The sequence below is a fragment of the Nocardia sp. NPDC047654 genome, from assembly GCF_043205035.1.
GTDB lineage: Bacteria > Actinomycetota > Actinomycetes > Mycobacteriales > Mycobacteriaceae > Nocardia.
This window is the reverse complement of the sequence record NZ_JBIDDF010000005.1, coordinates 246991-272800: the sequence shown is the minus strand read 5'-3', so window position 1 is coordinate 272800 and position 25810 is coordinate 246991. Positions and strand designations below refer to the sequence as shown.

The following is a 25810-nucleotide window of genomic DNA, read 5'->3' as shown; positions in this document are numbered from 1 at the left end:
CGACGAGCCGGACACCGCTGTGCAGCGCGCGCGGCAGGGGGATACGACGGCGTTCAACGAGCTGCGCGAGCGATACGGCCGGGCCTCACTCCGGGAAGTGCTTGCCCGGTTCGGGGTTCCGGCTTCGCCGGTCGGCCGCGACTTGCGGCCGCTCCTGCAGGTGGCACAGGAGCTCAACCGCATGGCATTTCGGATCGCGGAGGCGCACCGATGGCGTGCCGACGCGGGCACGGATCCCAGCGAATGGCTGCACAGCATCGTGAGAGGTCTGGTAGACGGCTGGTTCGAACTGAATGCCACGCAGCGCAAACACGTCACCGAGGCGGTGGACGCAATGCGGCGTGGTGCAGCGATCAATTTGGTGCAAAGAGGTGCGCTCAACAGATTGGTCGACGCCGGCGAGCAGGTTATAACAGACGCCGAAACGCACGCGACCGACACGTCACAGCAGACGGATAGTGGGCTCACCAACCGTCAGTTCACGGTGCTCGAGTTGATGGCCGCGGGAATGACCAGCCCTGAGATCGCGGAGGAGCTGGGGTTGTCCCCGGGGACCGTGAGCATCTACGCGACCCAGGTTCGCCAAAAACTCGGTGCCCGTACCCGGGCGGAAGCGGTGTACATCGCACTGAGCACAGGCATCCTCCCCGGCGGTCCCCGCGCCGACGGCGAGACACGTGGTCGCGAAGATCTCCCACTGACCAGTCGCGAAATCCATGTACTAGGACGGATCGCGAACGGAGACACCAGCGACGACGTCGCTCAAGACCTGGAGATCTCTCCGAGAAGCGTGGACCGGTTGGTGAGTCGAGTCGGCCGCAAGCTGGGCGCGCGCAACCGTCCGGAAATCGTGGCTGCCGCCGTGAGAACCGGCGACCTCCCGCTCGCCGACCCTGCCGACGCCGTCCCGGGCACCGGCCGAATATGGCTGGCCGATTACGAAACCAACGTGGTCACGCGGATCGCGAACGGTGAGACCAGCAAAGACATCGCGCAGGCGCTGGGCATGTCCTCGCTCACCGTGGACGAGTACCTGATGCGTGTCTGCCGAAAACTCCGCGTGCACAACCGGGCGGCGATGATAGCCGTCGCCATCCGCACCGGACTCCTGCCTGGGACCACCCGAACCGCTGTGGAAGTTCCCGAATCGACCGCCGCCGATATCGATCTGCTCGCGCGGATCGCGAACGGCGATACGAACGCCGATATCGCGGAGGACCTCCAGATTTCGCCGAGCGCGGTCGACAAGGCGCTCGCCCGTATTCGCGAGAAACTCGGCACCCGCAACCGGCCGCAGACGGTGGCAGTGGCTATCCGTGCCGGCATCCTGCCCGGCGCAGACACGGTCGAAGCGGCTCCCGCCCCTCCCGCAAACCCGGCGGAACTGAGGGAACAGTACGGGCTCGACACGTTCGGACACGTGCTATCGCTGCTCGGGGTATCAGCGAGGGGCGGGCGGCGAAGCGAACGGCTTGCGCGCGCCGTGCAGCTGGCATTGGAGATCAATGACGATGTATTCCGGCTCTCGGACTCGAGATCGGACGGCGACGTCGCTCGACGGTTGCGCGAAGTTGCGCGAGAACTACTGGAGCAAAAATGGTTCCGCCCTCTCCGCGCGAAGATGCTGGCAGTGCTGCGTTCCGATGGCATCACCGAATCAGACCCCAGGTACAGCCGCCTCGCCGAGTTGACCGTCACCGAACTCCGGGATTACCTCGACCAGATCGGTGTCACGACGCGATGGGTGTTTCTCGAGCTGGCGGACGGTCTGCATCACGGCCGGGACATAGGTTCGTTGTCGCGGCAGGAAAAGAACAGCGTGCTGCGGATCGCAAAAATAACGCGTGCGGAGGAAGTCTCGCCACCGCTGCTGGACGCCTCGCCGCACACCGTCTCCGGAGCCTCGCGGACCGGTGAGGAGGAACCCGAACCGGCGACCGCAACCGATCACACCACCTCTGATACAACGCATCCCGGCATGACCGAACACGAGATCGCCGTGCTCGCCCTCGTTGCCAAAGGTCGTTCCCACCGCGACATCGCCACCATGCTGGCACTTTCGGATCGCCAGGTCGGCGCAGCCGTCCGTTCGATCGCAGTGAAGTTGGAGACCCCTCACTGGGCGGAAATGCTGGAGGTGGCCCGGCGCAGAGGGATCGATGTATATGCCGACAGCCCGGCCACTCCCGGGCGTGACCGGCCCCGCGACGACGCTGCCGCCCGATTCAACGCCTACCGCTCCGCACTGGCGCATGCCTTGGCGGCAAGGACCGGCGAGCTGGGTTCTGCCGCGGTGCTGGCCGAGGCCACCGCCGAACAGATCGCGCAAGCCAGTCGCCAGCTATCCTCCGCCGAGCGGGAAATTCTGGCGGAACTCCGCTCGAGACAACCAATTCCGCGCGATTCGGCCGTCCGTCCGGCCGTCGCCGCAGTTCGACGTCTGACTTCGATTCTCGTCGTCGAGCAACACACGTTGGACATCCAACTTGCACAGGTGCTCGCCGAAGCTACCCCCGACCAACTGGAGGAAGCACTCGGCACGCTCACGGACCGGCAACGGAAGATCATCCGCGCTGTCTTCACGCGCAGGCTGTCCGTCGAAACCATGGTGTCCGGGCTCGGCTATCGGGATGAGGCGACGGCCAAGTCGTTCGTGATGAACACCGTCCGGCAACTCGGAATGCACCTGGCCGGAATACCCGTCTCCGCACCGCTGAGTGACGCACACTCGAGTGGCGCACTGCCATTCGGGCGTGAGCGGCATATGGCTGGACGCAGCGCAGTCGCCCAGGCACCACCCGGCGAAACCGCCTTCGAGCGCGGTCGTCGTGAGGCCGAGGAGGAACGAAAGGCCGCCGCCTCAGGCATCAGCGAAGCCGAAATCGACCTGCTCGACAAGCTTCTGTCCCGCCTGGATCTATCCGCGCCCACCACCGGTAGTGTGTCCGGTCCCGACCCTGTCGCGATCGACCTCGGCGATTCCGACGCCCTCGACCCGGAATCGGCGGAATCCCGGGCAGGCGGGCACGGCAGCACCGAATCCTCCACGCATCGGTCGAGCCGGGATTCGGCGAGCGGGATCGACGAAGAAGCGGCGGCCGCGACGCATAACCCCGCAGATGTCGCCGCGGCCCTGCGGAACAGTCTGCCTGGCGCGGTCAAGCAGGTCCTCGACCAGATCGATGTCGAGCTGCGCTCCATGACCGATGCCGAGCGCCGCGACGCCGCCACCCGAGCCGACCTCACCCGTCTTCCCGGCTGGGTGGTCGACCGCCTCGCCCATGAGGCCAAGGCTCAGGAGCTCGCCCGCGACACAACCACTCCCGAGCAGCGCGCCGAATGGCGAAACCGGGCAGAACGATTCGACCACGAACTCGCCGACATCCTCGGCCTGCCCCAGCCCGGTACAGGATGGACCGACCGCATCAGCAGTGACCCGCTGCACCACCTCCGCGCACTCACGCGCCGCCCGGACGCCCCCGCCGAACTCCGTCACCTGGTCGACACCGCCACCCGATGCCTGAGTCTGCAAGACGTCGCCGCGGCCGTCGAACCGCTGCACCGGGCGCTGGCCGACTGGCCCATCGCCGAACACACCGACCGGGCCGCCGCCATCGCTTGGGAACTCGCGTCGCAAGCCCGCGCCGACGGCGGCGGGACACCCGCGATCTCCGTTGCCATCCACGGACAACCAGGTCAACGGTGGATCGAGATCCACGTCAGCGACGACAGCCGTACCCTGCCGGCGCGCGAGAGCGGCGACCGCCCCGGATGGCGCGCCGTCGACCTCCTCGACGCGCACACCGAAACCTGGGGATGGGTGCTCCCCCGCAACAGCGGAAAACAGGTCTGGTTCAAGCTCTTCGAAACCGCCGACACCAGCGACCCCTCGCAACCACCCCACGAACTCATCCTCGACCTGCCCATACCGCAGGACTCCTTGCAACGAGGCCCGGGCCTCGCGCGGCGAGCAGTACGGCAGCGCTTGCGACAGGCCGGCCACCCTGATCCCTACGACCTGATCGTCCTCGTATCCGACCTCGTCCAGAACGTCTACCGCTACGCCGACCAAGGCGACGCCCGGGTTCGAATCCGGCTCGACGGAAGCACAATTCGCATCGGGATCACCGATGCCAGCCGTGGCCTACCCGCACGACAAGAGGCGACCACCCAGGGCACCGTCAGCGCCGCCGCTTTCACCGATGACCAAGCCGCCGAATGGGCCGACACCGGGATCGTCGCCGACACCCACGGTTTCTTCCTCGGCATGCTCGAAGCAATGGCCTCGGCCTGGGGCGTGATCCTGGAACGCGCCGGCGGCAAAACCATCTGGTTCGAAGTGCCGATGCCGCCCAGGGCACCCGGCACCGCCACCGATCAACCACCGAACACACCCGCATCCGATCCGGACACCCCCGCATCGATCGGCATCGACCTCAGTGCAGGCGACCTGACCGGACGCGGCCAGGCCCCTTCGACCACCAGCTCGGATCCCGATCCCACCCACCCGAACGATGGGACGCAGAACCGGTCGACCCCACGCACGGATACCGACGGCCGGCGCCCACCCACACCCGGCGACCGAATCGACCCGGTCGCGCTCGCCCTCCCCGACGAACCGGAAACGCCCGAATCGCCGGCTTCTACCCACCGGGCACCGACCGACCCGAACGAGCACGACCCCGCCCCGCTGCCCACAACCCGGGAACTGCTCGCGGATCCGGGAAGACTGAAAACGCTGCGGCAGGAAGTCGACGCACTGAGGCGGCGACTCCTCGAGCTCAGCAACGGGCGCGCGGATCTGTCGAGCGCAGCAGCGGTGGACAGGTTGCTCGGGGCCCTGCTGCAACTCGAGCGAGAAGACAAGCTGAACCCCCGCCAGGCCCGCGCACTCCCGCTGGTCGAGGAGTATCGCGAGAAGTCCGGTCTCCTCGACGACGCCGAGCGGGTCCGCGGTCAATACCGAGAACACAAAGCCAATGCCGCTCGCCGGACGGATCAGCCGGAAGGCGCCAGGCCGACCACCTCCCGCGGACCCGACCCCGTCGCTATCGACCTCGACCCCGACGAAGATCCACCGGCAGACCGGCAGACCGACAACGCGGAATCCCGTGCCACCGAACAGCTGCGGACGCTGCGTGCCGCGGTCGCCGCGAGACTGGCAGGCACAGCGGAGACTTCGAACGATCCCGTGCTGAATCGCGCACCCGCTCTGATCGATGAACTGGTGGCCGCGCGGCGCCGGCCGGAGGCGCAGGTCCCAGCGGATCGGCTGCGGTTGCTGGAGCAGTTCGCGCACCAGATGTCGGCATGGTTGGCCGGCGCGGACGAAGCCGCCGAGGCGAACGCCGCCTACGAGCAGGGGCTGCGGGAAGGGACGCCGGCCGTCCTGCGGGCCCGGCAGGACGCCGCGGAGATCCGGCTCGGGTCGGCCCTCGCCGCCGTCGCGGAGGTCTGGGCACAGGCCCGCCCCCGAACAGAAACGCCGATCGTGACCCGGCCCGCCGACCACCTCCGGCCAGGAGAGACCGAACGGCTGCGCGACGTGGCCGAAACGATCTTCGGGGAGATGGTGGCCGCGGGGGCGGCGGTCGATGCGGTGATTACCACCGACCACCGACGGCTCGACGAGGCCACGGAGCGCTATAACGCGCTGCGAGATATGTCGCAGTGGCTGGAGGAGCTGCTGTCCTTCGCGGAGCAATGGGATACGACACGGATAGGCCGGGAGCGCCTCTCGTTCCTGCTCGACCACTTCCGCGCGATCTCAGAGCTGTTGGCGGCGACCAAGCTTCGCGACACCGCGGCCACCGCCCTGGCCGGTGCGACCGATCGAGAACGACGACGCGCGCAAGCCGCCGAGAACTACGGCATGGCCGACCGCGCGGTCCGCAATATCGCGGAGATGCTGGGCGAACCGCGGCATCGAGCGACGGCCACTCCCCCGGCGGCGCAACCCGGCGCACCCGTCGTCTGGCCCGGCGCGGACGGACAACCCGACTTCATCGCACAGACCCAACCCCGGCAACACGATCTCACCAAGCCCGGTTCCGGCGAGTCGGCGTCGTCCGATCGAACTCCCGAGGACCGCGCGGCGCAGCCCGGATCGGAACACCCACGGGGACACCATGTAGAGGAACCCCGCGGCTTCGATGAAACCGCACCACGGCGCTATGTCGAACAGAACCTGACGGTGGAGGATCTGGGTTCGGTTGCGGCAGCGAGCGATCGGGGGCGGCACGCGCACAACGAGGACGCCTTCGCCCTGATCCGAGTCAGTGTCGGTGGCGAAGAGGCCACCGCACTGATCGTGAACGACGGTCTCTCCCGGCCGAAGGGCGGTCACCGCGCCTCCGCGGCCGCCAGGGCAGCCGCCCACGATTTCGTGGTGGCGGCGCTGCGGCGGGCCGACCGCGACGGCCGGATCGATCCGGTGGCCGTAGTCGAGGGTGCCGTGGCCGCCGCCCAGGAGGCGGTACTCGCCTTGCCCCCGGAGTCTCCCGCAGACAACCCGCCCGCCACCACGATCGTGGTCGCGCTGCTGGAGTCGGGACGGCTCACCGTCGACTGGGTGGGCGACAGCCGCGCGTACTGGATTCCGCTGGACGGCGGCCCGCCGATACAGCTGACCAGGGACGACTCGAAGGTCCAGGATGTGCTGGACGTCTTCGAGGACACCACTCGTGAAGAAGCCGAACATTCGCCGATCGGCGGCCCGGGTCTCACCCACAACCTGGGCCGTTCTCTGAACGGGCTGAAACCGCGTGAGAAGGCCCGAGACATACGGGGCGACGGTGTCGTCCTGGCGTTGACGGACGGTGTGTGGGAACCGATCAGCCCCGACGACCCCGAACCCGTCGCGGCCATCGTCCTGCGGTCGCTCGCCGAGGCCCCGGGCGATCTCGGAGCCGTCACCCGCGCACTGGTACGGGCAGGCATCGAAGCGGGTACAGCCGACGACGTGACCGCCGCGGCGGGATTCCTGTCGGCCGCGAACATCGACACCCCCGCGGATACGACAACGGACCACGACGTGCCCGCGACCCCGACCGATCGCGGCGCCGACCCCGTCGCGATCGACCTCGATCCAGACGAAGCCGATCCCACGCCGGTCGGGTCTCGACAACCCGAAACGACCCCGCCGCGGAACTCGCCGGATCGCACCGGGGCACAGCCGGGCCCACAGCACGGCACGACCAACGAGGCGAACACCGCCGGCAGAGTCGGCACCCCGTGGGACAGCGCCCCGCGGCTGCGGCAGGTCCTCGAGCAGCATGTCGCGAGCGGACGACCGGAGCTCGCGACCGCCCTGCTCCGGCAACGGTTCGCGCCCGAGATACCGCGCCTCGCAGATGTTTTCGGGCGACGGGCAGCGCACCACATCGCCGACGAGGTATGCGCGACGGCGATCGCACGCCTCGGGCAGCTCGGTAACCGAAATATCGAGCTGTGGTTGAACAACATTGCGCGAGAAGTCATCTGGAACCATCGCCGTATCGCGGGCCCCTGGCAGAGCATCCGGGAGTTCGTTTCCGAATGCGCACAACTCGAACAAACCGATCCCCTGGTCCGGCTGCTGGCCGAAGCCCGAACCACGGATGTGCGGCGTATCCTGGAGGGATTGCCGAGCCGCCGGCGTGACCGTTTGATCCGCGCCTTCTGGCCCACGGGTCCGGGCACATCACCTGCCGCGCCCTACGGCACCGAATCCGATCGTGATGCGCTGTGGGTCGCAGCTCGCCAATTGGCCACAGCGGTGGCGGCCGCGGCGAACTTCTCTGCCCAGCTACCGGTTCGGGCCGCGAGCAGCGCACCTCGGATCGACCGACCCGACAGCCGCACCGCGACAACGTCCTCGCCCTGGCTCACCAGCAGGGAACTCGAGGTGCTCAACCTGATCTACCAGGGTTTGACCCATGCGGAGATCGGGCGACGGCTGCATGTCGACACGAAGGCGGTCACGAACTATCAGAGGAATGCGGCCAAGAAGTTCGGTACCGCCGGCCCCATCCGGACGGTCCTGGCGGCCAAGCGGCAGGGATTCATCCACGACGGGGACCGACCACCGGCCGGTACCGTCCAACTGTCCCGCGAGCAACGACAACTCCTCCAGTTGATGGCCGACGGCCTCACGGATCAGGCCATCGCCGAGGTGCTGGGTGTGGCCACGCTCACCGTCAAGCGCCGCCGAGCCCGGATCGGCGACGTACTCGGCGAGACGAAGCGAACGCCGATACTGATGAAAGCCGTGCGGCTGGGAGCCTTCGACGAACCTGCCAGCGAAGACACCACGCCGAGCGCACCCCGCAGACCGGACACCGTCGCCATCGATCTCGGCGACCCCGACGAACCCGACACACCGGCGGAGCAATCAGCGCGGGGCACCGCGACGCCCGGCGCCACCCCGTGGGCTCGACCCGCGCAGAGCGAGACACCGCCGGGAACCGCGGCGCTCGATGTGAGCGTTTCACGGCCCGGTCCTCTGCTGCGTCGAGTCCAGGAGGCGGAGCTGGCCCGGTACCTCTACGGTCGGCCGGAGGTCAAGGCTGCGGCGGTGGCGGTGCTGGACCGGCTGGAGACGGTGATCAAGGGCCTGTTCCAGGACGTGCTCGAGGATCTGCCCGCGACGGAGGCAGACGAGCGGATCCGAGCGGTTTTCGACGCGTCCGCGAGGCCGCGGTGGGGCGGCATGGTGCTGCCGTCGGTGCCGATGGACGAGCTGAAGCGCGACGGAAACCTGCGCGAACTGATGTCGGCCATGCTCAACGCCATGATCCGCAATGCCGAGCTCGGAGAAGCAGCGGTGGGTCTGACGTTGGACCAGGGCATCGCCCGGTACATGAATCAGACGCAGGAGTGGCGACGGAGCAAAGCTCGCGAACTGGGGCTGGACTTCGACGCGCTGGAGGCGGTTCGCGCGGCCGTTCTCGGGGACAAGCAGCCCGGAGAACCGGTCACCTGGAAAGACCTCAACCCGGTCGAGTACGTCCGGAGGCACGACGACGCGGCCGATCGGGCCTACGCGGAGTACGAGCGGCGGAAGGCGGCATTCCCCGAACGAACTTCGGACGCCCCACATCTCATTCCCACTTCCCGGGATGCCGCCGCGCTGGGCATGCCGCTGTCGCTGCGCGAATTCGCCGCACTGCCGGAGCGGAGAGTGCTGCGGATCAGCAAATTCGACCTCGGGGGCAGCGTGGCGATTCCCCGTCTCGACGACGGGCGCGTCGATATCTCCCGATTGGAAGCCCAGCTGCGAGAACACGACGACTCTGTCGCCTATGTCGCGCCCACCTACATGCTCGACCCGCGCGGACATCGAATCGTCGACGACGAGGGTTGCCGCATCGCATCGATCAACGTCTACCACGATGAGGGCACTGTCGGTCCCGAGGAAGCCTTCGCCCTCGACCACTCCGAACGGGTCATTCAGCTCCCGTGGCGACCGGGTTACGTCTACGTCGACCCCGACACCGGCAACGACGACATCCGCAGGCTGGCCGAACAAGAAATTCCGTCGAACGCAGGCATTTCCGGCACCGCCACCCGGATGCTCACCCGCTTCGACTGGCTGCGCCCGCCCGGCGTCTCCCAGCACGATTTCATCGCGGCGTTGATCGCCTTCATGCTTCCCCACCAGCACACGGTGTACGAAATCGTGCGGGGCTTCGAGATGGCGGGCGTGCGGATGGGCGACGACTCGGAGTCGATGTACCGCACGATCATCGAACAGTTCGGCCCAGGGCAGCGACCCGACCGCTCGCCCCGTGCCGAGGCGAGTAATACAGAACGGCAGCCTTCACGGACACCGTGGCAGGCCGCGCGGAACGCAGGCAGCGCCCGGAAAGAGGTCGTGCCACACGCTCGGTCAGGTCCGCAGGCACCCCCGACAACCGCGACCGCCGATTCGTTCGACGAATGGATCCAGGAGCTGCGGCACCTGGGAATCGACACCGAACGAATGGTGTCGGACCTGACGGAAATCTGGGACTACCTGCGCCTCGACCCGAAGTGGGAATTTCAGCCGGATCGTCCCTACGACGCGGTAATCGTCCTCGGTAGCCCGGACATCGGCACCGCGGCTGTTGCCGCGAACTTCCTCAGCGAGCACGATCTCGGCAATTGTCCGGTTGTGTTCTCCGGTTGGCGCGGGAAAAGGACCGAAGCCGAGACTGCCGAGGATGAACGGATCGAGCACATCGCCGAAGAACTCGGGATCGGCTCCGAGGCAAAAATCTTTCGAGTGGTCGCAGAACAGCTGGGTCTGGACGCGACGAGAAGTATCGAGGAACCGCATGCCCAGAACACCAGGGGGAATGCCCTGAAGTCCGTGCCACTGCTGTGGGAGCACGGATATGAAACCACCTCGATCCTGCTCTTCTGCAACCCATCACATGCGCGAAGAGTGCACGCGACGTTCGTGAAGAAGATCCAGGAGCTGATGGATGAGTTCCCGGATGCTTCGAGGCCCAGAGAAACCGAGCACATCGGCATAGTCACCGCGCCCGTAACGTTGGCCAATTTTCTCCGCTACGGCCTGCCGCACATGACCAGACCGGAACTCGTGTCCGCGATCTCGACCGAGGTGCGGGGACTCATCGAGACACCGGCGATGGGACACATCGTCGAGCAAGAAATACCTGAAAACGTGCGCATCGCCTACCAGAACGTGGCCGGGTCGCTCGAACTGGCCCGAGTCGGGTCGACCCGGGAAGAGCTCCGGGTGTTCACGCGACTCGTGGAAGGCAAGGACTACAAAGAAGTCACGACGGAGTTGGAAGTAACGCCGTGGGCGGTGCAGAAGTACGTCGCATCGATCTACGCCAAATTCGGCATCGAGGGGCGCAACGAGCTGGAAGCAGCAATCCGCGCCCGCCACGCCGACAGCACCGCCGCGGCCGCCTCGCGCAATCCGGTCCCGCCGACCGAGACCACCGATCAGACACCGCAGAACGACAAATCAGCGCGCCGCCCCGGGGGCATCGACCCCGTAGCGATCGACCTCGGTGATCCGGACGAGACGACGCCGACGGGGGAAACGGGCTTGGCGCATACCAGACGACTCGCGGAAGCAGAGATCGTCAGGCTGCGCGAAAAACGTGATCTCGCAGCCCATCTGCTGAAACTGACACCCGGGAGGAGTGACAGTGCATTGCTGCGTGAGATCGCGGCCACCCATCCGTTCGACGACACCTACGCCCTGCGCACCGGCCCCCGCGGCAAAGAACTGATCGGCGACATCGAGAGACACATGGTCGCCGAAGACCAGTTCCGCCGCTTGGACGGCGCCGCGACCGACCTGCTGCACGCCCAGGTCCACGCGGCGCTCCATGGCGGAAGCGCCCAGAGAGAGACAGCTCGGGTAACGAGAATCCTGGCGGAGAGCGGCGACAGCGCGGGCGTACTCGCCGGCAGCACGGCTCGGTCCATCCCCTATGACGGCCGCGCATCGGCTGCCCGCATCATCAACGATCTGTATCGAGCGGAGGTGATATCGAACCCCGATCGGTCGAGCGCCTCGACCGAGATGACCGTGGCGGACATCGAAGCCAGGTCGGGAGGCAGGTTCACAGAACCGTCCACCCCGCGCCGCATCGACGCCATACTCAGGCAACTCGGGGATGACGCATCGGTGGTCGTCGACAGCGGAGGCGAGCATGCGCGGCCGTTCGTCCTGCATTGCTATGGCAACGAGGTCGTACGGATCGACCCTGGCGCGAGCGACGCCGTGACTCCGTTCCGCGCGGACGCTCAGGGTCCACCCGCCCGGGCGCTCTTCCTCGACGGCAACGGTGAACCGGTGCCGCCACGCTTGTTGGATTGGATAGAAACCACCTACAACCTCGAACACCCGTTCCGGCTCGCCACCGACCGCGGGGTTTCGGGTGATGGGGAAGTCGCCCGCGGGGTCTGGGGAAAGTTCGGAGCGGCGGGCGTATTGATCAGGCACGTCGACAGCACCGAGACCGCCAGGTACTTGGTCACGAAGTCGGCGGCGGGATATTCCCAGGGAAACTGGCAGCTTCCAGGCGGCGCGTTGGATTCCAAGGAAACTCCCGCCCAGGGTGCCACCCGTGAACTCTTCGAAGAACTCCGCGTGCGCGAAACCGACGCGCAGAACCTGCGACTGATCGATACCTCGGTTGTCCGCGCGGCCCGGGGAAGGCCCAAGAACTGGACCTACACCATCTTGCTCGCCGATACACCCGAACGGTTCGACGTCGTCAGCGATGGCGTCGAGACCGAACATGCCGCATGGCTCACCCGCGACGAGCTGGAGGCGCTGGCGGCCCGGGGTGAAGTCCATTCCGCACTCGCCGCGGAACTTCCCGCTCTCTTCGATCGTCTGGATTCTCGGCCACCTCGGCAGCCCTGGAGTCCACTCGCCGCGTTCCGGAACGTGTACGACGCAATCGGCGACGACTACTACGACCACGTGGAGATGGTGAAATGGAACCACCCAGGTCTGGACGAGCAGTTGCTTCCCGGATACGTCGCGATCCGCACATACACCGGCAATCTCTACTACTGGGAGATGAACGCCGCCCTCCGGTCCGGCGACCCTGCCCGTATCAACGAGTATTACCACCTGATCCAAGGCATCACTGCCGCGCTGCACACACTTCCTCTCCAGAACGGGCTGGTAGAACGGCAAATCAACGTGTCGCCCGGAGCCCTCGTCCGGCTCTTGGCGAAGTACCGGCGCGGGAAGGTCATCACGGAGCCCGCGTTCGTCAGTGCCAGCAAGAGACCCGACGCCCTCGGCGGAAACGTGAAGTTCGTCATCCACTCGTTCACCGGTCGCGACATCTCGAAGATCTCGAGGAACTCGGGCGAAGCCGAAGTGATGTTCGCCCCCGGCTCCCACTTCCAGGTCCTGCACCAGACCAGGCAGAAGGGGCGGTGGGTTATCGAAATGATGGAAGTTGCGGATACTCGCGGCCTCGAAGATCACGACGACCACGGCGCCGCTCGGCAATCGACCGAGGCCGGCACCACCCAGCGCGATGTTCGCGACACCACTCCCGGCCCCGACCCCGTCGCCATCGACCTCGACCCCGACGAATCAGAGGAGGGACCCGATTCTGGGGCGATCGACCTCGGCGACGGCACCCTCCGACCCGGCACACATCGGTCCAACCCGGATACGCCGGGGGATCCGGAACAGCAGCCGAGTGCGGACGGCGGCGCGCCGGGGCGGCCCGGCCATGTGCCATCGGAACAGCTCCGACGGCAGCTGGAACAGCTTCTCGCGCAGCGTCATACCGAACAGGCCGTCGCCCTGGTGCGGGACAATCTCGCGCACAACGTATTTCCCTGGATTCAGGCGAACCTGCAAATGCCGAGAGTAGCTCGGGAAGTCTTCGACGAGGCGTGTGCACATGCGGTGGGGCAGTTCGGCCGCATCGGGCAGCGCGACGTCGAGGAATGGGTTGTCCTCAACGCCAGAAACCTCATGTCCCAGCACCGTGAGATCGCCGAGATCTGGCACCGCATTCAGGAGTTCGTGGTCCGCGGTGCACGATTGCGCGCTTCGGATCCGCTGGCCACGGTGTTGGCCGCGGCGGATTCCGTACAGGTGCGGCAACACATGCGCGCGCTCACCTCGACACAGCAGCAGGCGCTACGCCGATTCGCGTCGAGGCGTTCGGGTCCCGATGCACGGTTCGTGATGCCCGGCGACCCTGCCGCCGAGCCCCTCTCGCTGTGGCATGCGGTCTGCGAACTGGCCACAGCGGTTGCTGACGAGGGTGGCGTGCAGGCCTCACTCCCGGACACACCGAGGCCGCAGCGTGCGAAATCCAGCAGCACTCCCGGGCCGACCGCCGCGCCCCGGGCCGAGCCGGAAAACACCGCCCCCACATCGGATTCTCGTTCAGAGCCGACGGACAATGCGGCCGCCCTGCCGGATATCCCCGCCGAAACGACGGCCGCGGAGTTGGTGGTGGCGCTGGCCCGCAACGCGAACGCCCGGAACCTGCCACCGATCGTCCGGGAGGCGCTGCAGAACGACCGCCAGGCGCTGCAGGGCTGCCTCGAACAACTCGCCCCGTCGCAGCGACGTATTCTCCAGCTTCGCTTCGGACTCGAGATGTCACCCCACCAGACCGCGGATTGGCTGGATCGCAGTCCAGGGGCGGTCCGCATCGCACAGCATGCCACCTTCGCTCGTCTCGCTCGCCTGCTGCAGGAGCGCGCGGGCAATCAAGCCTTGACGGTGGTCGAGGAGGCCCAGGAACAAGATCCCGACGCATTCCACCGCTGTCTGGCCGCCCTCGGTGAGAAGCAGCGTGCCGTCATCAGGGACCGGCTCGTACTCGGGCATGCCGGTCCCGAACTGGCCGAAGCGCACGGAAGGGACCACCGCAATACTTTTTATCGTGGCATTCAACGACTTTCGGCGCTGCTGCTCGGCGATGCCCAAGCGCGTCCCGGGGCAGAAGCCGATCGGGAACTGGTTCAGCAGACCACGCCGGAAGCACTCATACTCGCCCTCCCCGGACTCACCAACGCCACGCATCGACAGACGCTGATATTGCGGTTTGTGCGCAGCCTGCCACGCGCGGAGGCCGCGGAGGCGGCCGACGTCGGCAGTCGTGCGTTCGAGATGCGGGAGTTCCGTGCGATCCGTGCCGTCGCCCCACTACTGCGCCCAGCCACCGACGCACCGGCAACGACCGAGCCGCAGCCACGCCCGGTGGTGCTGTCCGATCGTGAGACCGAGATCCTCCGAATGCTTCTGGCGGACATGTACTTCACGGAGATTGCCGCAGCACTGGCCATCACTCCGGCAGCCGTCCGCACGCACACCCAGCACATCTACCGCAAGCTTCGGGTAGGCAACCGAGCACACCTCGCGCAGGCGGCACGGTCCGCCGGTATAGATCTCCGCTTCCCCGACGAGCAACGGGAAGCAGCCGCGAGCGACCACCGTCCGGCAACGAGATCCACCACATCGGAGGCGACGTCCGGCGACCACATCGACCCCGTGGCCATCTACCTCGGCGACGGCGAGCCGAGGACAGCGTCATACTCAGGGACGAGCCGATCCACCTACGACACGATGCCATTGCCGGAAATTCCGCTCGAGCCTGCCGACGACATCGAACTGGTGTGGCCTGAGGTGGATTCGCGCGGCTGGTTCGTTTTGCCCGGAACGGGGCCCGACAAAGAGCCTTGTCACACCAGCGATCCCGAAATCGGCGACCCTTTCATCCTGCTCACCAACGGGAAGTTCGTCACCGCCGACGCGTCGCACGAGGATCTGCTCAGCGCACTCCTCGCGCAGGGCGTATCGCTGGATGAGATCAGCGGCTTCGGATGGTGGCGGATCAGCGGCCGAGTGAAAGGGCTCGATGCGTTCAGCCAAGGTTTCGAGGAATGGAACGGGGATCCGATGAACCCCGCGCAGATCCTCGACGCCTTGGAGAACAGCGGAGCTGATCTCAGCGTGTGTGACTTCGACACACAGTTCGGTTCCGAGCACCAGGGGCTGATGTGGCGAGGCGCGGCAGCCGAGATGCCTGTCGGACAAATACTCAGCCACGAAGGCGACGCATACAAGCTGCTGTCCGGCTACTCGTCCGCCAAGGACGGCGCAGGTAACCGCGTTGTCTTCTGGAACGACCTCGTCGCCTGGGAAGCGACCGCCGAGGGCCAGTCGTTCACCATCCGGGTCAACGCGGCCCGAAGTGAGCCTGCCGAGGGCACGATCACTTTGCGCACCGACGGTGACTCTGTCACAGCGCATTACACCGCCGTCCGGTTCGGACAGGATCAAGCGCGAGCAGCGGCCGCGTGGTCGGTCGTGCACGACAAGCTCACCTCCTGGCTCACCGACTCCGGCGCGTCCTGGGCGATGGGCAGCGAAACGGCTCCGACCGAGGATATTTCCGTCGCGGCCGCTGGACCCGCGACAGTGGCGGAGTCTGCCCAACGGTCCGAGCGAATCATTCGTGCTGAGCCGGAGGGCCGATACAGCCCGGACGCGGCGTCGGAAGCCGCGTCCTGGCTGGCCCAACAGCTCGACGGCTGGCCCGCCGAACAAGTGAACCTCGCGTGCGCCGAACTCACGGCCATGGTGACCGACGCGGCCGAACACCGCCGCGGCAGAGTCCACCTAGTGGCGGAGACAACCGATGACCGGCTGCGCGTGACGCTGCTCGACACGCACGCCGCCTCGATGCCGCGGAACGCACGAGGCGGCATTCCGACCCGCTCCGGTCTCGCCGTGCTCCCCGGACGGGCTGTGGCGGCGGATGATCCGACGCCGATACGCTCCGGCGTCGAGCTGTTCAAACGCCATGAGCACGGCTGGCACCAAGCCGTATGGTTCGAACTGTCCGCACAGACGAACAACCCGCCGGTCGGCGACCGCATCGACCCCGTCGCGATCGACCTCGGCGACGAAGACCCCCATGACCACGTTTCCGTCGAAAGTCCGCCGACCGGCGCTCCTCTGAATCCGCTCGACGGCGCTCAGGTGGTGCGGCAGATCCTCGACAGCCCGGCGGTACCGGTGCACTGGCAGCCGGCCGCGCAGGTGCCCGACGATGTGCTGGTCGCCTCGGCCACCGAGCCGGATGTCGATCTCGACGGGATCCGGCGGAGGTGGGAAGCACTCCAGGAGGACTATCCGGAATCGGGGTGGCGCATCGGCGGAGGGCTGTTGTTCCGTGGCGACACGCGTCCGCGCAGCGTCCTGTGGGCGGACGGGTTCGTCCCGCTGACACAGCGCGACGGCAGGGTTGTTTACACGACGGTACGGGTGAATCGGGCAGCCGATTACGGCCAATCGGTGATGATGGACGACACCTCCGAGTGGACCCTTGTCCACCAGATCTACGTCATCGACGCGCCCGGCGGATTCGGAGTGGTGGACGAGGACGGCGGCGTCATCTCCGTGCACTGGCCGGGCGGCCTGCGTAGCGACCGCGTCATGGGCTGTTTCGAGATTCCCGCGCAAATCTGGCGAGGCGATTTCGCCGCCCTTGCCGACGAGTTACCGCGGTACTGGCGCCCCAACCCCGGATACTTGCCGGACGGCCCCACCGATACAGGGAAGACTCCCGGCACCCCCCAAGACCCTGTCGCGATCGATCTCGGCCCCGACGACGAGGACTCCTTGGGCCGCGATGTCGTCGTTCCCGGGCACGCCACCGGTACCTCGGCGGGGGTTGCCGAGCTGGTGGGCGAGGATCTGTCGTTCCGCGGCGATGCGGCCGAGCGGCTTTTCGCACAGCACATCCCGGCGGGTGGGGCGCCGGTGACGACGACTCGCGCCGCATGGGAGCGGGATGTGCGCCGTGCGGTGCGCAGTGCGGAGGCGAGGGTCGCCGGCCTACGCCCCGGAACGGAATCGGGATTGGGCTTGCTCGGCCTGCCGCCGTTGTCCGAGATGTTCTGGCCAATAGAGGATCCGGCGGACGGCGACGAGCAGCCTGTCGGCCTGCACAGGGCGCCGATACTCGACGGCTTCGTCCGCGACAGCGCACCGGCCCGATCGGGTGCGAATCCCACCGAATTCGGCCCACCCGCATGGGCGTACGCGGCATTCGCCGTCCGCAATCCCTGGCCACCCGAGGTACGGCCACAGGTGATCGACTGGTGCGCGCAGCAGATTCGGCAGCGGCACGGCGGCGCTGCCGAAGCCGACTTCCTTCGCTACCTTGCGGTCGAAGCACGAATCGCGGCCATCGGCCAAGCGCTCCACGCGCCCACAGACATCGCTACCGACCCCGGCCGATACACCGATCTGCTGTCGGCGTTCTCCACGAACCTCACCCTCGTGCGCCGCGAAGCGGCCATCGGCCGGGCCCTCCCGAAGTCCTGGCAGCGCACCACCTGGTCCGAATACCTGGCCGTCCAGCGTCGGGAAGTGGGACCTCGACCGATATCCGAGGACGAAGGTCAGCGTGTGCTCGAAACATTCGCGAGCCACCTGTCCCAGGGACGGCCGTCGAACCTCGACGCCTATCTCACACCCGCACTCGATGAGCCGCTCCCGCCACGGCTCGAATCTTCGATTCGAAGAATGCTGGAAAAGCGACAGCAGGTCGAGTTGAGCCACACGATCCTGCCTCCGTCGACACCGACACCGACACCGACACCGAGCAGAACGCACAGACTGAACGTGACTCGCGCCGCCTACGAGCCGGACCCCGGGCGCGAGGGGGCGCTACGCCTTCGCATGCACGCCGCAGTAATGATCGATCAGGCCGAATTCGGCGATGTGGAGTTACTTTTCGAGCTCGATGCCGCCGGAATCGTCACGGCTTACGTCGAGCCCGGCCCGGCCGGCGACTTCCTGCCGGAGTATCGGTCCACCCGGCGCGAGGCAGGACGAGGGTCGTTCCTCGACCTGGTTCGGCACTTCGTGCGCGGCATCGGCGCCGACGTGCTGCGGGTGAAGGCGGCCGACGACTCGGGTGCCGTGGAACTGCACGGTCGCGACCTGCTGCTGCGCGCGGGCCTCGCACCGGTCGAGAACGCGCCCCAGTGGCTGAGCGAACGCTGTGCACCACCGGCGGTCGCGGCCGAGCCCATCCCTTCGGGCCTGGATCGACGACTCACTCGCGAGCAGGTACTCGGGTTGATGGAACAGGTCCGAGTCACCTCGCCGCACGAATCCGAAAACCAATGCGGTGTCTGGCATCTGCCACTGCCCGCCGGACCGGGCGCGACCTCGGAACCGATGGTGACGGTCCGGGTGTACCTGGACGAGGCGGAGCGTTTGGGCTTCGATCTGGCCTCGCTGGCCGAGCCGGCGGCGGAAGCGTCGGACCTGTTCCACCGGGCCGGGGTGCGGGGCCCGAGGCTGCTCTATGACTCCGAATCATCGCCGATGGCATTGGACTTCAACACCCGCGTGACGATTCACGAGCACATCGCGGGTGATGAAGTCCTGCCGGACGAGGGTTGGGACCGCACAACCCAGGACGTCTTCCTCGAGTTGTCTCGACTACACGGCATGTCCTCCACTCCCCACACGAAGTATCTATGGGACCGGGAGCAAAGACGCCGGGTACTGGAACTGGAGCACGGCGACTTCGACCACAGGCTGGACACACTGATCGGCGGCGTCCCGCTCTTCGTCTCGTGGCAGCCGACGCTCGTCAACGAGGGCCGCGAGCTGATGGGCTTCACCCACGGCAACCCGATCCGCCGCAAGATGCGGCGCGGCGCCGACGGCCGCATCGGATTCACCGATTCGAAACTCGCGCAATACGCTCCCATCGCATGGGATTGGGCCCGGTATTACCTCGTGAACGAGTGGGCCGACGACACCGAGCGACGTGCCGTGCACTCCGAAATCCGCACGATTCTGCAATCCCGATACGGAGAGGGTGTCGGTGACGAACTGGTAGCGGACTTCGAGCGCTACGTCCTGCTGGAGGCACGCAAGTCGATCATCGGCGATGCCTACCGGCTACCCAAGAAGATCGCCACAGGGTTCGCGACCATCGAGGAGGTACTTCCGGACTTCTACCGGAACGTCGCCCTCATCCGCCGCGCCGCCGGGCAGGACCCCATCTCCGAGGAAGCGGTACACGATCTGCTGGCGGAATGGGCACTACGTGAGCTGGAACTGCTGGACACGCCCGCCACCGCGGCATCTGCCTGGCAGATTCCCGCTCGTGCGACGGAACCACGCCGGTGGATCCGGCGGATGGTGTACGCGGTCGACAGGGAGCTCGGTGCCGGTCACCACGATGTGGACAAGTCGGCGGCATTGGCCGCCGTCCAACGCTGGGACGGACCGCGACGGCTGGAGCCGACCAGGCTGCGGTTGCTGGGCTCTTCTCCGGACCGCTTCGTCACCGCCATCGTCACGGCTGCGGTCGTGGAAGGCACGCGCATCAGCGGCGAAATCCATTTCACCTTTTCCACAGATGCCTCCGGCCGGATGGTCGCAGATTGCGTCGGCGGCCTGGAAAGCCAGAAGGTCGAACCTCTCGTACTCGACTTCGTTCGTGACGCGGGCGCGGACCGGCTCCGGGTGACGTTGATCAGCGACTGGCCGGCGGCGGCTCGGGCCGGATTCGACTGGAACAGGGAGCACCTCGGTGAGAGGGAAATGATCCGCAAGGCCCTGTGCGACGCCATAGCGGACCTCGAACAGCGCGAGCCGGCCGTCCCGTCCCGCGTCGCAGAAGTAGGCCGAAGGTTGCGGGCCGGTGACCTTCCTTCGCCGAGGGAACTGGTGGATGCCGGGCTGATCGACGCCGGTGTGCCGCTCCAGGAGATCGCCGCGCCGTGGGCCGGGTGTATCGACATGGCCGACGCACCCGCTGTCGGGGACCTCGAATGGAGCCAACCCGAAGCGCGGCCGGTGGTAGCCATCCCCATGGACCCGCCCGCACAGGAAACGTTGCTGGACAACATCAAGCGCGAAGGCAGCGGCACGCTGGACTCGAAGGTTGCCGCCAGGCAGATCCTGCGGGCCAGACTCCGAGCACCCGACTACGAGGGAAACAACAAGCGGGCGTGGCGCTACCGAGACGACAACGGCAACCGGATAGTCGTGCACCAGATACTGCCGACGACCACAGGTGAGAAAGACCTCACCCGCAACCCCGACCCGACCCATCGGAATGTCCGCTGGTTCCATTGGCTTCCCTTCGATGCACCCGATGCCGTGCTGCTTGCCGGGACTGTGACCAATGTCCCCGCACGGGTATACCGGTGGCGCGATTACTACGTGGAGGAGTATGCCGACGGACGCACCCCGCAGCCGGATGATCCGAACTGGAACCTGGTCTTGAACAGAATGTTCGAGGTGAAGCGACGCCTGCTGAATGTGCAGCTACCCCCGCATCTGCGGGTGCGGCCTGTGACCGAACACCTCCACCTCTACCTGGATCAGCAGCGCCGCAACTACCGTCGCCGCGCGCCCTGGCTGGATCGGCTGTTCCGCCTCGCGCCGCATCAGGCCTGGTCGCCGGAGACCGACGACGCGGTGTGGCGGCCGAGCCTCAATCACAACGACATGACGCTCAGCAACCTGCGAATCGATGACGAGAACGACACCGCGACGCTGATCGATTGGGATAATGCCGCCGTCACGCACCCGCTGTGGGATTACGTGACCATGCTGTGGTCGAACTGGCCACCGGAGATCGCCGAGCAGGTCGAGAGCAAGATCAGAGCCGAGGTCCGCGACCTCGAGGCCAACGGGCTGGTGGGACCGGGCGCAGAAGCGGAGCTGGATCGGCTGCTGACCATGGGTTGCCTCGACTCGCTCTACGCCGATTCACGCAATTTCGTCCAGCAGATCGCGGAGGATGCCGGCAAGGCCGACCGGCTCACCGGACGGTTCTACTCCGACTATCGACGGCTGTGCCGCTTGCGCGGATGGGAGCCGGAGTCGCCGGATGTCGTTCGCACGCTGATGCTGGAAGCGGTGCACGAGGTGCGCAGGAGGCAGGGGCTGCCGCCGCTGCCGAATGAGCCTGCGGTGCAGCCGAGTCCGCAGGCTCCATCATCCGCGGAAAGTCCGGAGGCTGTCGTGCCCACAGCTCGTCCGGATTCGGTTCTGCCGGCCGCCGAGGTCGCAGGCGACACCGAACTGCTGGCTGTCGTGAACAATCTGCTGGATCGACGGTACGGTCCCCGCGACTACGTCGTGACACCGACCGCCGCACGGTACACCGACAACGCCGGGAACCGGTGCTTGACCGTATCGGCCACCATTGTCGCCGGGGGCACGTGGCGTGTCGGCGAATCGGGCGACATGCGTTTCGATGCCGATCAAGGCGGAGTCGCGGAGGGCCTACCGGGCGTTGACGAAGCGGGCGATATGCGTTTCCATGTCCGCCAAGACGAAAATGGCAGCTTCACGGTCACTTTCGACCACCTCGTGGTGGACCCGGTCTTCGCGGGCGGGCACTTCGCGCAGCACTTCGTTCCGCAACTGCGCCAGTGTGTCGGCACGGACGGCCGGGTCATCGTGCCGGTCAACGGCCCGACCGGCTTCACGATCGCGGCACGGCACGGTCTTCGGCTGGATTCCGATCCGGACCATCTGGCCGAGTCGCGGGAGAGCACGGCGCACGTGCTGAGCACCGACCCGCGGGAACTCATCGCCGACCCGATGCTCGACCGGTTCGACCGGCCCGCCGAGGCACGACCGTCCTTCGCGGAGCTGGCCGCGTATCTCGAGCCGTCATCACAGCAGTGGCCGCAAGACCGCCGGTGGTGGGGCGTGCTGGACGGTGCGGCCGCGGACGTTTCCGATCCGCTCCCCGGCGCGGATCCGCGACCGACCGCCCGGACGGCGTCCGTCGCTTACGAGACCGAAGATCCCGGATTCACCGGAACCGACATCGAACTTCTCACCACGCTGTTCCGCAACCGAGCCCACTTCGCCGGGAATCATCACGGGGTCTGGATCTTCGAGTTGAACGGCCGGAAGGTTGTCATCCGGGCGTCGATCAATACTCCGAATCCCAATTTCGATCCCCGGATCGGCCTGACGTTCGGGGAATCCGCCGCGGTCCAGCTGTGCCGCAAGGCCGGTGTCCGGGTACCGGCGCTGTATCACGTCGGTGCACAGGAGTCCTACCCCGAGCATTACCTGTTCCATGAGTACCTCGACGGCGAACACCCCACGCCGGACGTTCCGTGGCAAGACATCGCGGAGGCCCTGTTCCCCGTCCTCGACCGCCTGCACTCCCTGCACGCCGAGCACTGGGCCGAGGCCGAACCCGAGCAACCAGTACCCACCACCCGCGTCGAATGGGAGCAGCGGCTGGTTCGCGAGGTGACACGGATCCCCCTGGAGTTCGACACCGATGATCGGTTGCACGGTGAGCTGGGTCTGCCCGGCCTGTACGAGATCTTCCACGTCCGGCCCGCATCGGACGACGATATCCAGCTCGGTGTGCTGCACGGCGATCCAACCTTCCTCAATATGAAGCTGGGCCCCGATGGGGTCGGGCTGCTCGACTTGGAACTGACCCAGCCGGGATCGCCGGTGTGGGATTACGTCGCGTTCGCGACAAGGAACCCCTGGCCTACCCCCACCGTCCGGAACGAGGTCATGAACTGGTGCCGGGCGCGGCTGCGGCGCGACCACGGCGCGCACGCTGCTGCGGACTTCGATCGATATCGGCTGCTGGAGGCATGGAAATCCGTTGCCGGAGACAGCTTCCGGCTGCCGCTGCTGATCGCGCGCGACCCGGGTTTCCTCGCCGACGCGACGGATGCGTTGCACCGCAACCTGGAGGTCGTGTTCACGGCGGCGGGCCGACGGGCACCGGATGAGACCCAGGTGCGTAGCCTCTTGCAGCGATGGTCACGCCAATTCGTGCGGCAACGCGAAACCCATCATGCGGCGACGCATTCGGCCGCTGCCCCGTCGACAGCCACCGAACCGGCTACCCATGCGACGGAACGGGACACATCCGGACTGCCGCGGCTGTCGGTGCGCGAGTTGCTGCGGGCCGCGGTCGGGCACGACAGTGCCGCAGCGGATGCCGGCCTGTCCGACGCCATCGCCACCCTGCGGTGTACCGACGGACCGGCCAGGCTGGAACCTGTCGCGGCGGCACACGAGCCACTCGGTGACGACGACCCGGGCGTGGTGAGCCGCATTCGGCTGCGAACCGTGCTGATGGACGGCACTCGCGAATACGGCGAAATAAACGTGCGTTTCGACCTCGACGGGCACGGACGAGTCACCGCACGTCCGGAACCGATCGGCGCCGACCTCGATCGTCTCGCCGCCGACTACGGCGGCCCGTACCTCCTCGGACCGGCCGAGGACCTGGCCCGCCGGCTGGGCGCCGACGCGATCGAGGTCGAGGTCTCGCGCAAAGACGGCGTCCGAGCGGCGCGGTGCGGTTACAGCTGGGTCGCCGAGCCCGGCGGGCAGGCCGGGCCGGGTGCGCTGTTCGCCCGCCGATGGGCGTACAAGGACCTCACCGATCCGGCGGCGCCGACCACCCCGATCGCATTCCGCCCTGCCCTGCGCCGCCCGCAAGGCACCGACTACCTGCTCGACATCGCCGAACCGGTCCAGGACGGCGGCTTGGCGCTCGACGATGCGGCCCGCATGCTGATCACCGTCGTGACGAATTCCCCGGATGTCGCCGGTCATTACACGGAGGTCTGGTGCGTCACCGACGGCGGCGGAAACCCGGTGAAGGTGCGGCGTATCGTCGCCACGCCTGGCGACAAGGATCTGGCCGCCAATCCCACGCATCCGAAACTCCGCGCCGGGGACCGGCTCGTCAACCATCTCGCGCTGGATGATGAACGCGCGGAAGAGCTGGCCCGGCAGGTGGGTGTCGACGCGCCGACGACGATGGCCCAGTCCGACGACTACTCATTCCGCGAAATGGGACCCGGTCGCGTCCCCACGACCGGTGACCCGGACTGGCCACAGACTTTGCGCGCCCTGCTCCGGCAGCTGCGGCGGTTGCGGGCGGTCGAGCTGCCCGACGATCTGTCGGTCCGCACTGTAGCCGAACAGGAACAGCTGTACCTGAGTATGCAGCGGATCAAGCAGGAACAATCTCATCCGTTCCTGCACGAAATGAGAATTCCGCTCCCGCACGATATCTGGGTGCCGGGCGACACCACCTGGACGGCCGGGCTGACCCACGGCAACGCCACCTTCCGCAACCTGTGGGTCCGGCCCGACGGCGAAGTACGCCTCGACAACTGGAATCTCACCAGCGTCCGGCACCGGTTGTGGGACTACGTCACCATCTTCTGGAACCCATGGCCGCCGGAGGCCCTCGGCCGGGTGACGATCATGGTGGAGGACGAAATCCGCGACCAGCACGGTGACTCCGGGGTTCGGGAGTTCCGGCGGCTGCGCGCCATGGCCGCCCTGGACTCGCTGTACACCGACTCCCGGCACTTCGTGCACAAGATCAGCCTCGACCGCGCCACAGCCGGCCCCCTGACAAGTCGCTTCTACTCCGACTACCTCGCCCTGTGGAGCTACGCCGAGACGACCGGGCAGTGGCCGTCACGCGGGACGCGACTGACCTATCAGCAGGTCCGCGACCTCATGCTGCATGCCGCCGACCCGAGCCTGCCCCGGCCCGAGCTGCCCAGCGCCGATCTCGATACCACGACGCACGCGACTCGGCGGACCACCGTCGCACCGGACCCGAGCCTGTCGGAGGTGCCGGCCATACCGGATCTACTCGCCGATCCCCCTGCCGAAAGCGAGTTGCTACCGAGGTTGTCCGGCCTGCAACGGCAGTACGGCCTCGAGCTCGAGCTCCGGCTGACCCGTGTCGACTATCTGCGCACCGAGGACGAGTCCATCTCCGGAATACGGATCCGCGGTGTGTTCGTCAGCCGTGGTGCGAATCCGGCCGAGGCGGGCGACCTGGATCTTTCCATCGAGTTCGACGAAAGTGGCTGGCTCACGGCGCGATTCGACAAGCTGTGGATAGAACCGTGGCAAGCCCCCACCAGAGCCGGTGACCAGGTTGTCTCCCCACTCCGCGCCTACCTCCGCCGGTCCGAGGTGGAAGATGTGACCTTCACGGTGCACGGTCGCCGTGGGGCTCGCGCCGCGATCAGCCACGACCTCGACTGGAACGGCGTCACCGATCCCGACCATCTCGCCGCGGGCATGCGGGCGCTGAGTAGCCGCATCCGTGCGGATCTCGCCCTGGAACCGGACGCTGTGGTCACCCGGGAGTTGCGACAACTCCTCGACGAACTCGATCACCCACCGAACGACCGCTACCCCACCCTCGCCGAAATCGACCGCCACCTGCCGAGGGGAATGCATGCGGCCGACTTCTTGAAGGGATTCCACTGGACTGGCCACACCACGCCGTGA

The 25810-nt window shown here is 66.9% G+C and carries 1 protein-coding gene (cut by a window edge); it reads left to right on the top strand.

Going from position 1 to position 25810, the window contains the following annotated elements; translation table 11 throughout:
* Positions 1 to 25810: the 3' portion of a LuxR C-terminal-related transcriptional regulator gene (locus ACGF7Y_RS18290; protein WP_393235101.1), read on the top strand. It extends 11825 nt beyond the left edge of the window; only the last 25810 of its 37635 coding nucleotides appear in the window; its start codon lies beyond the left edge, outside the window; the stop codon is at positions 25808 to 25810.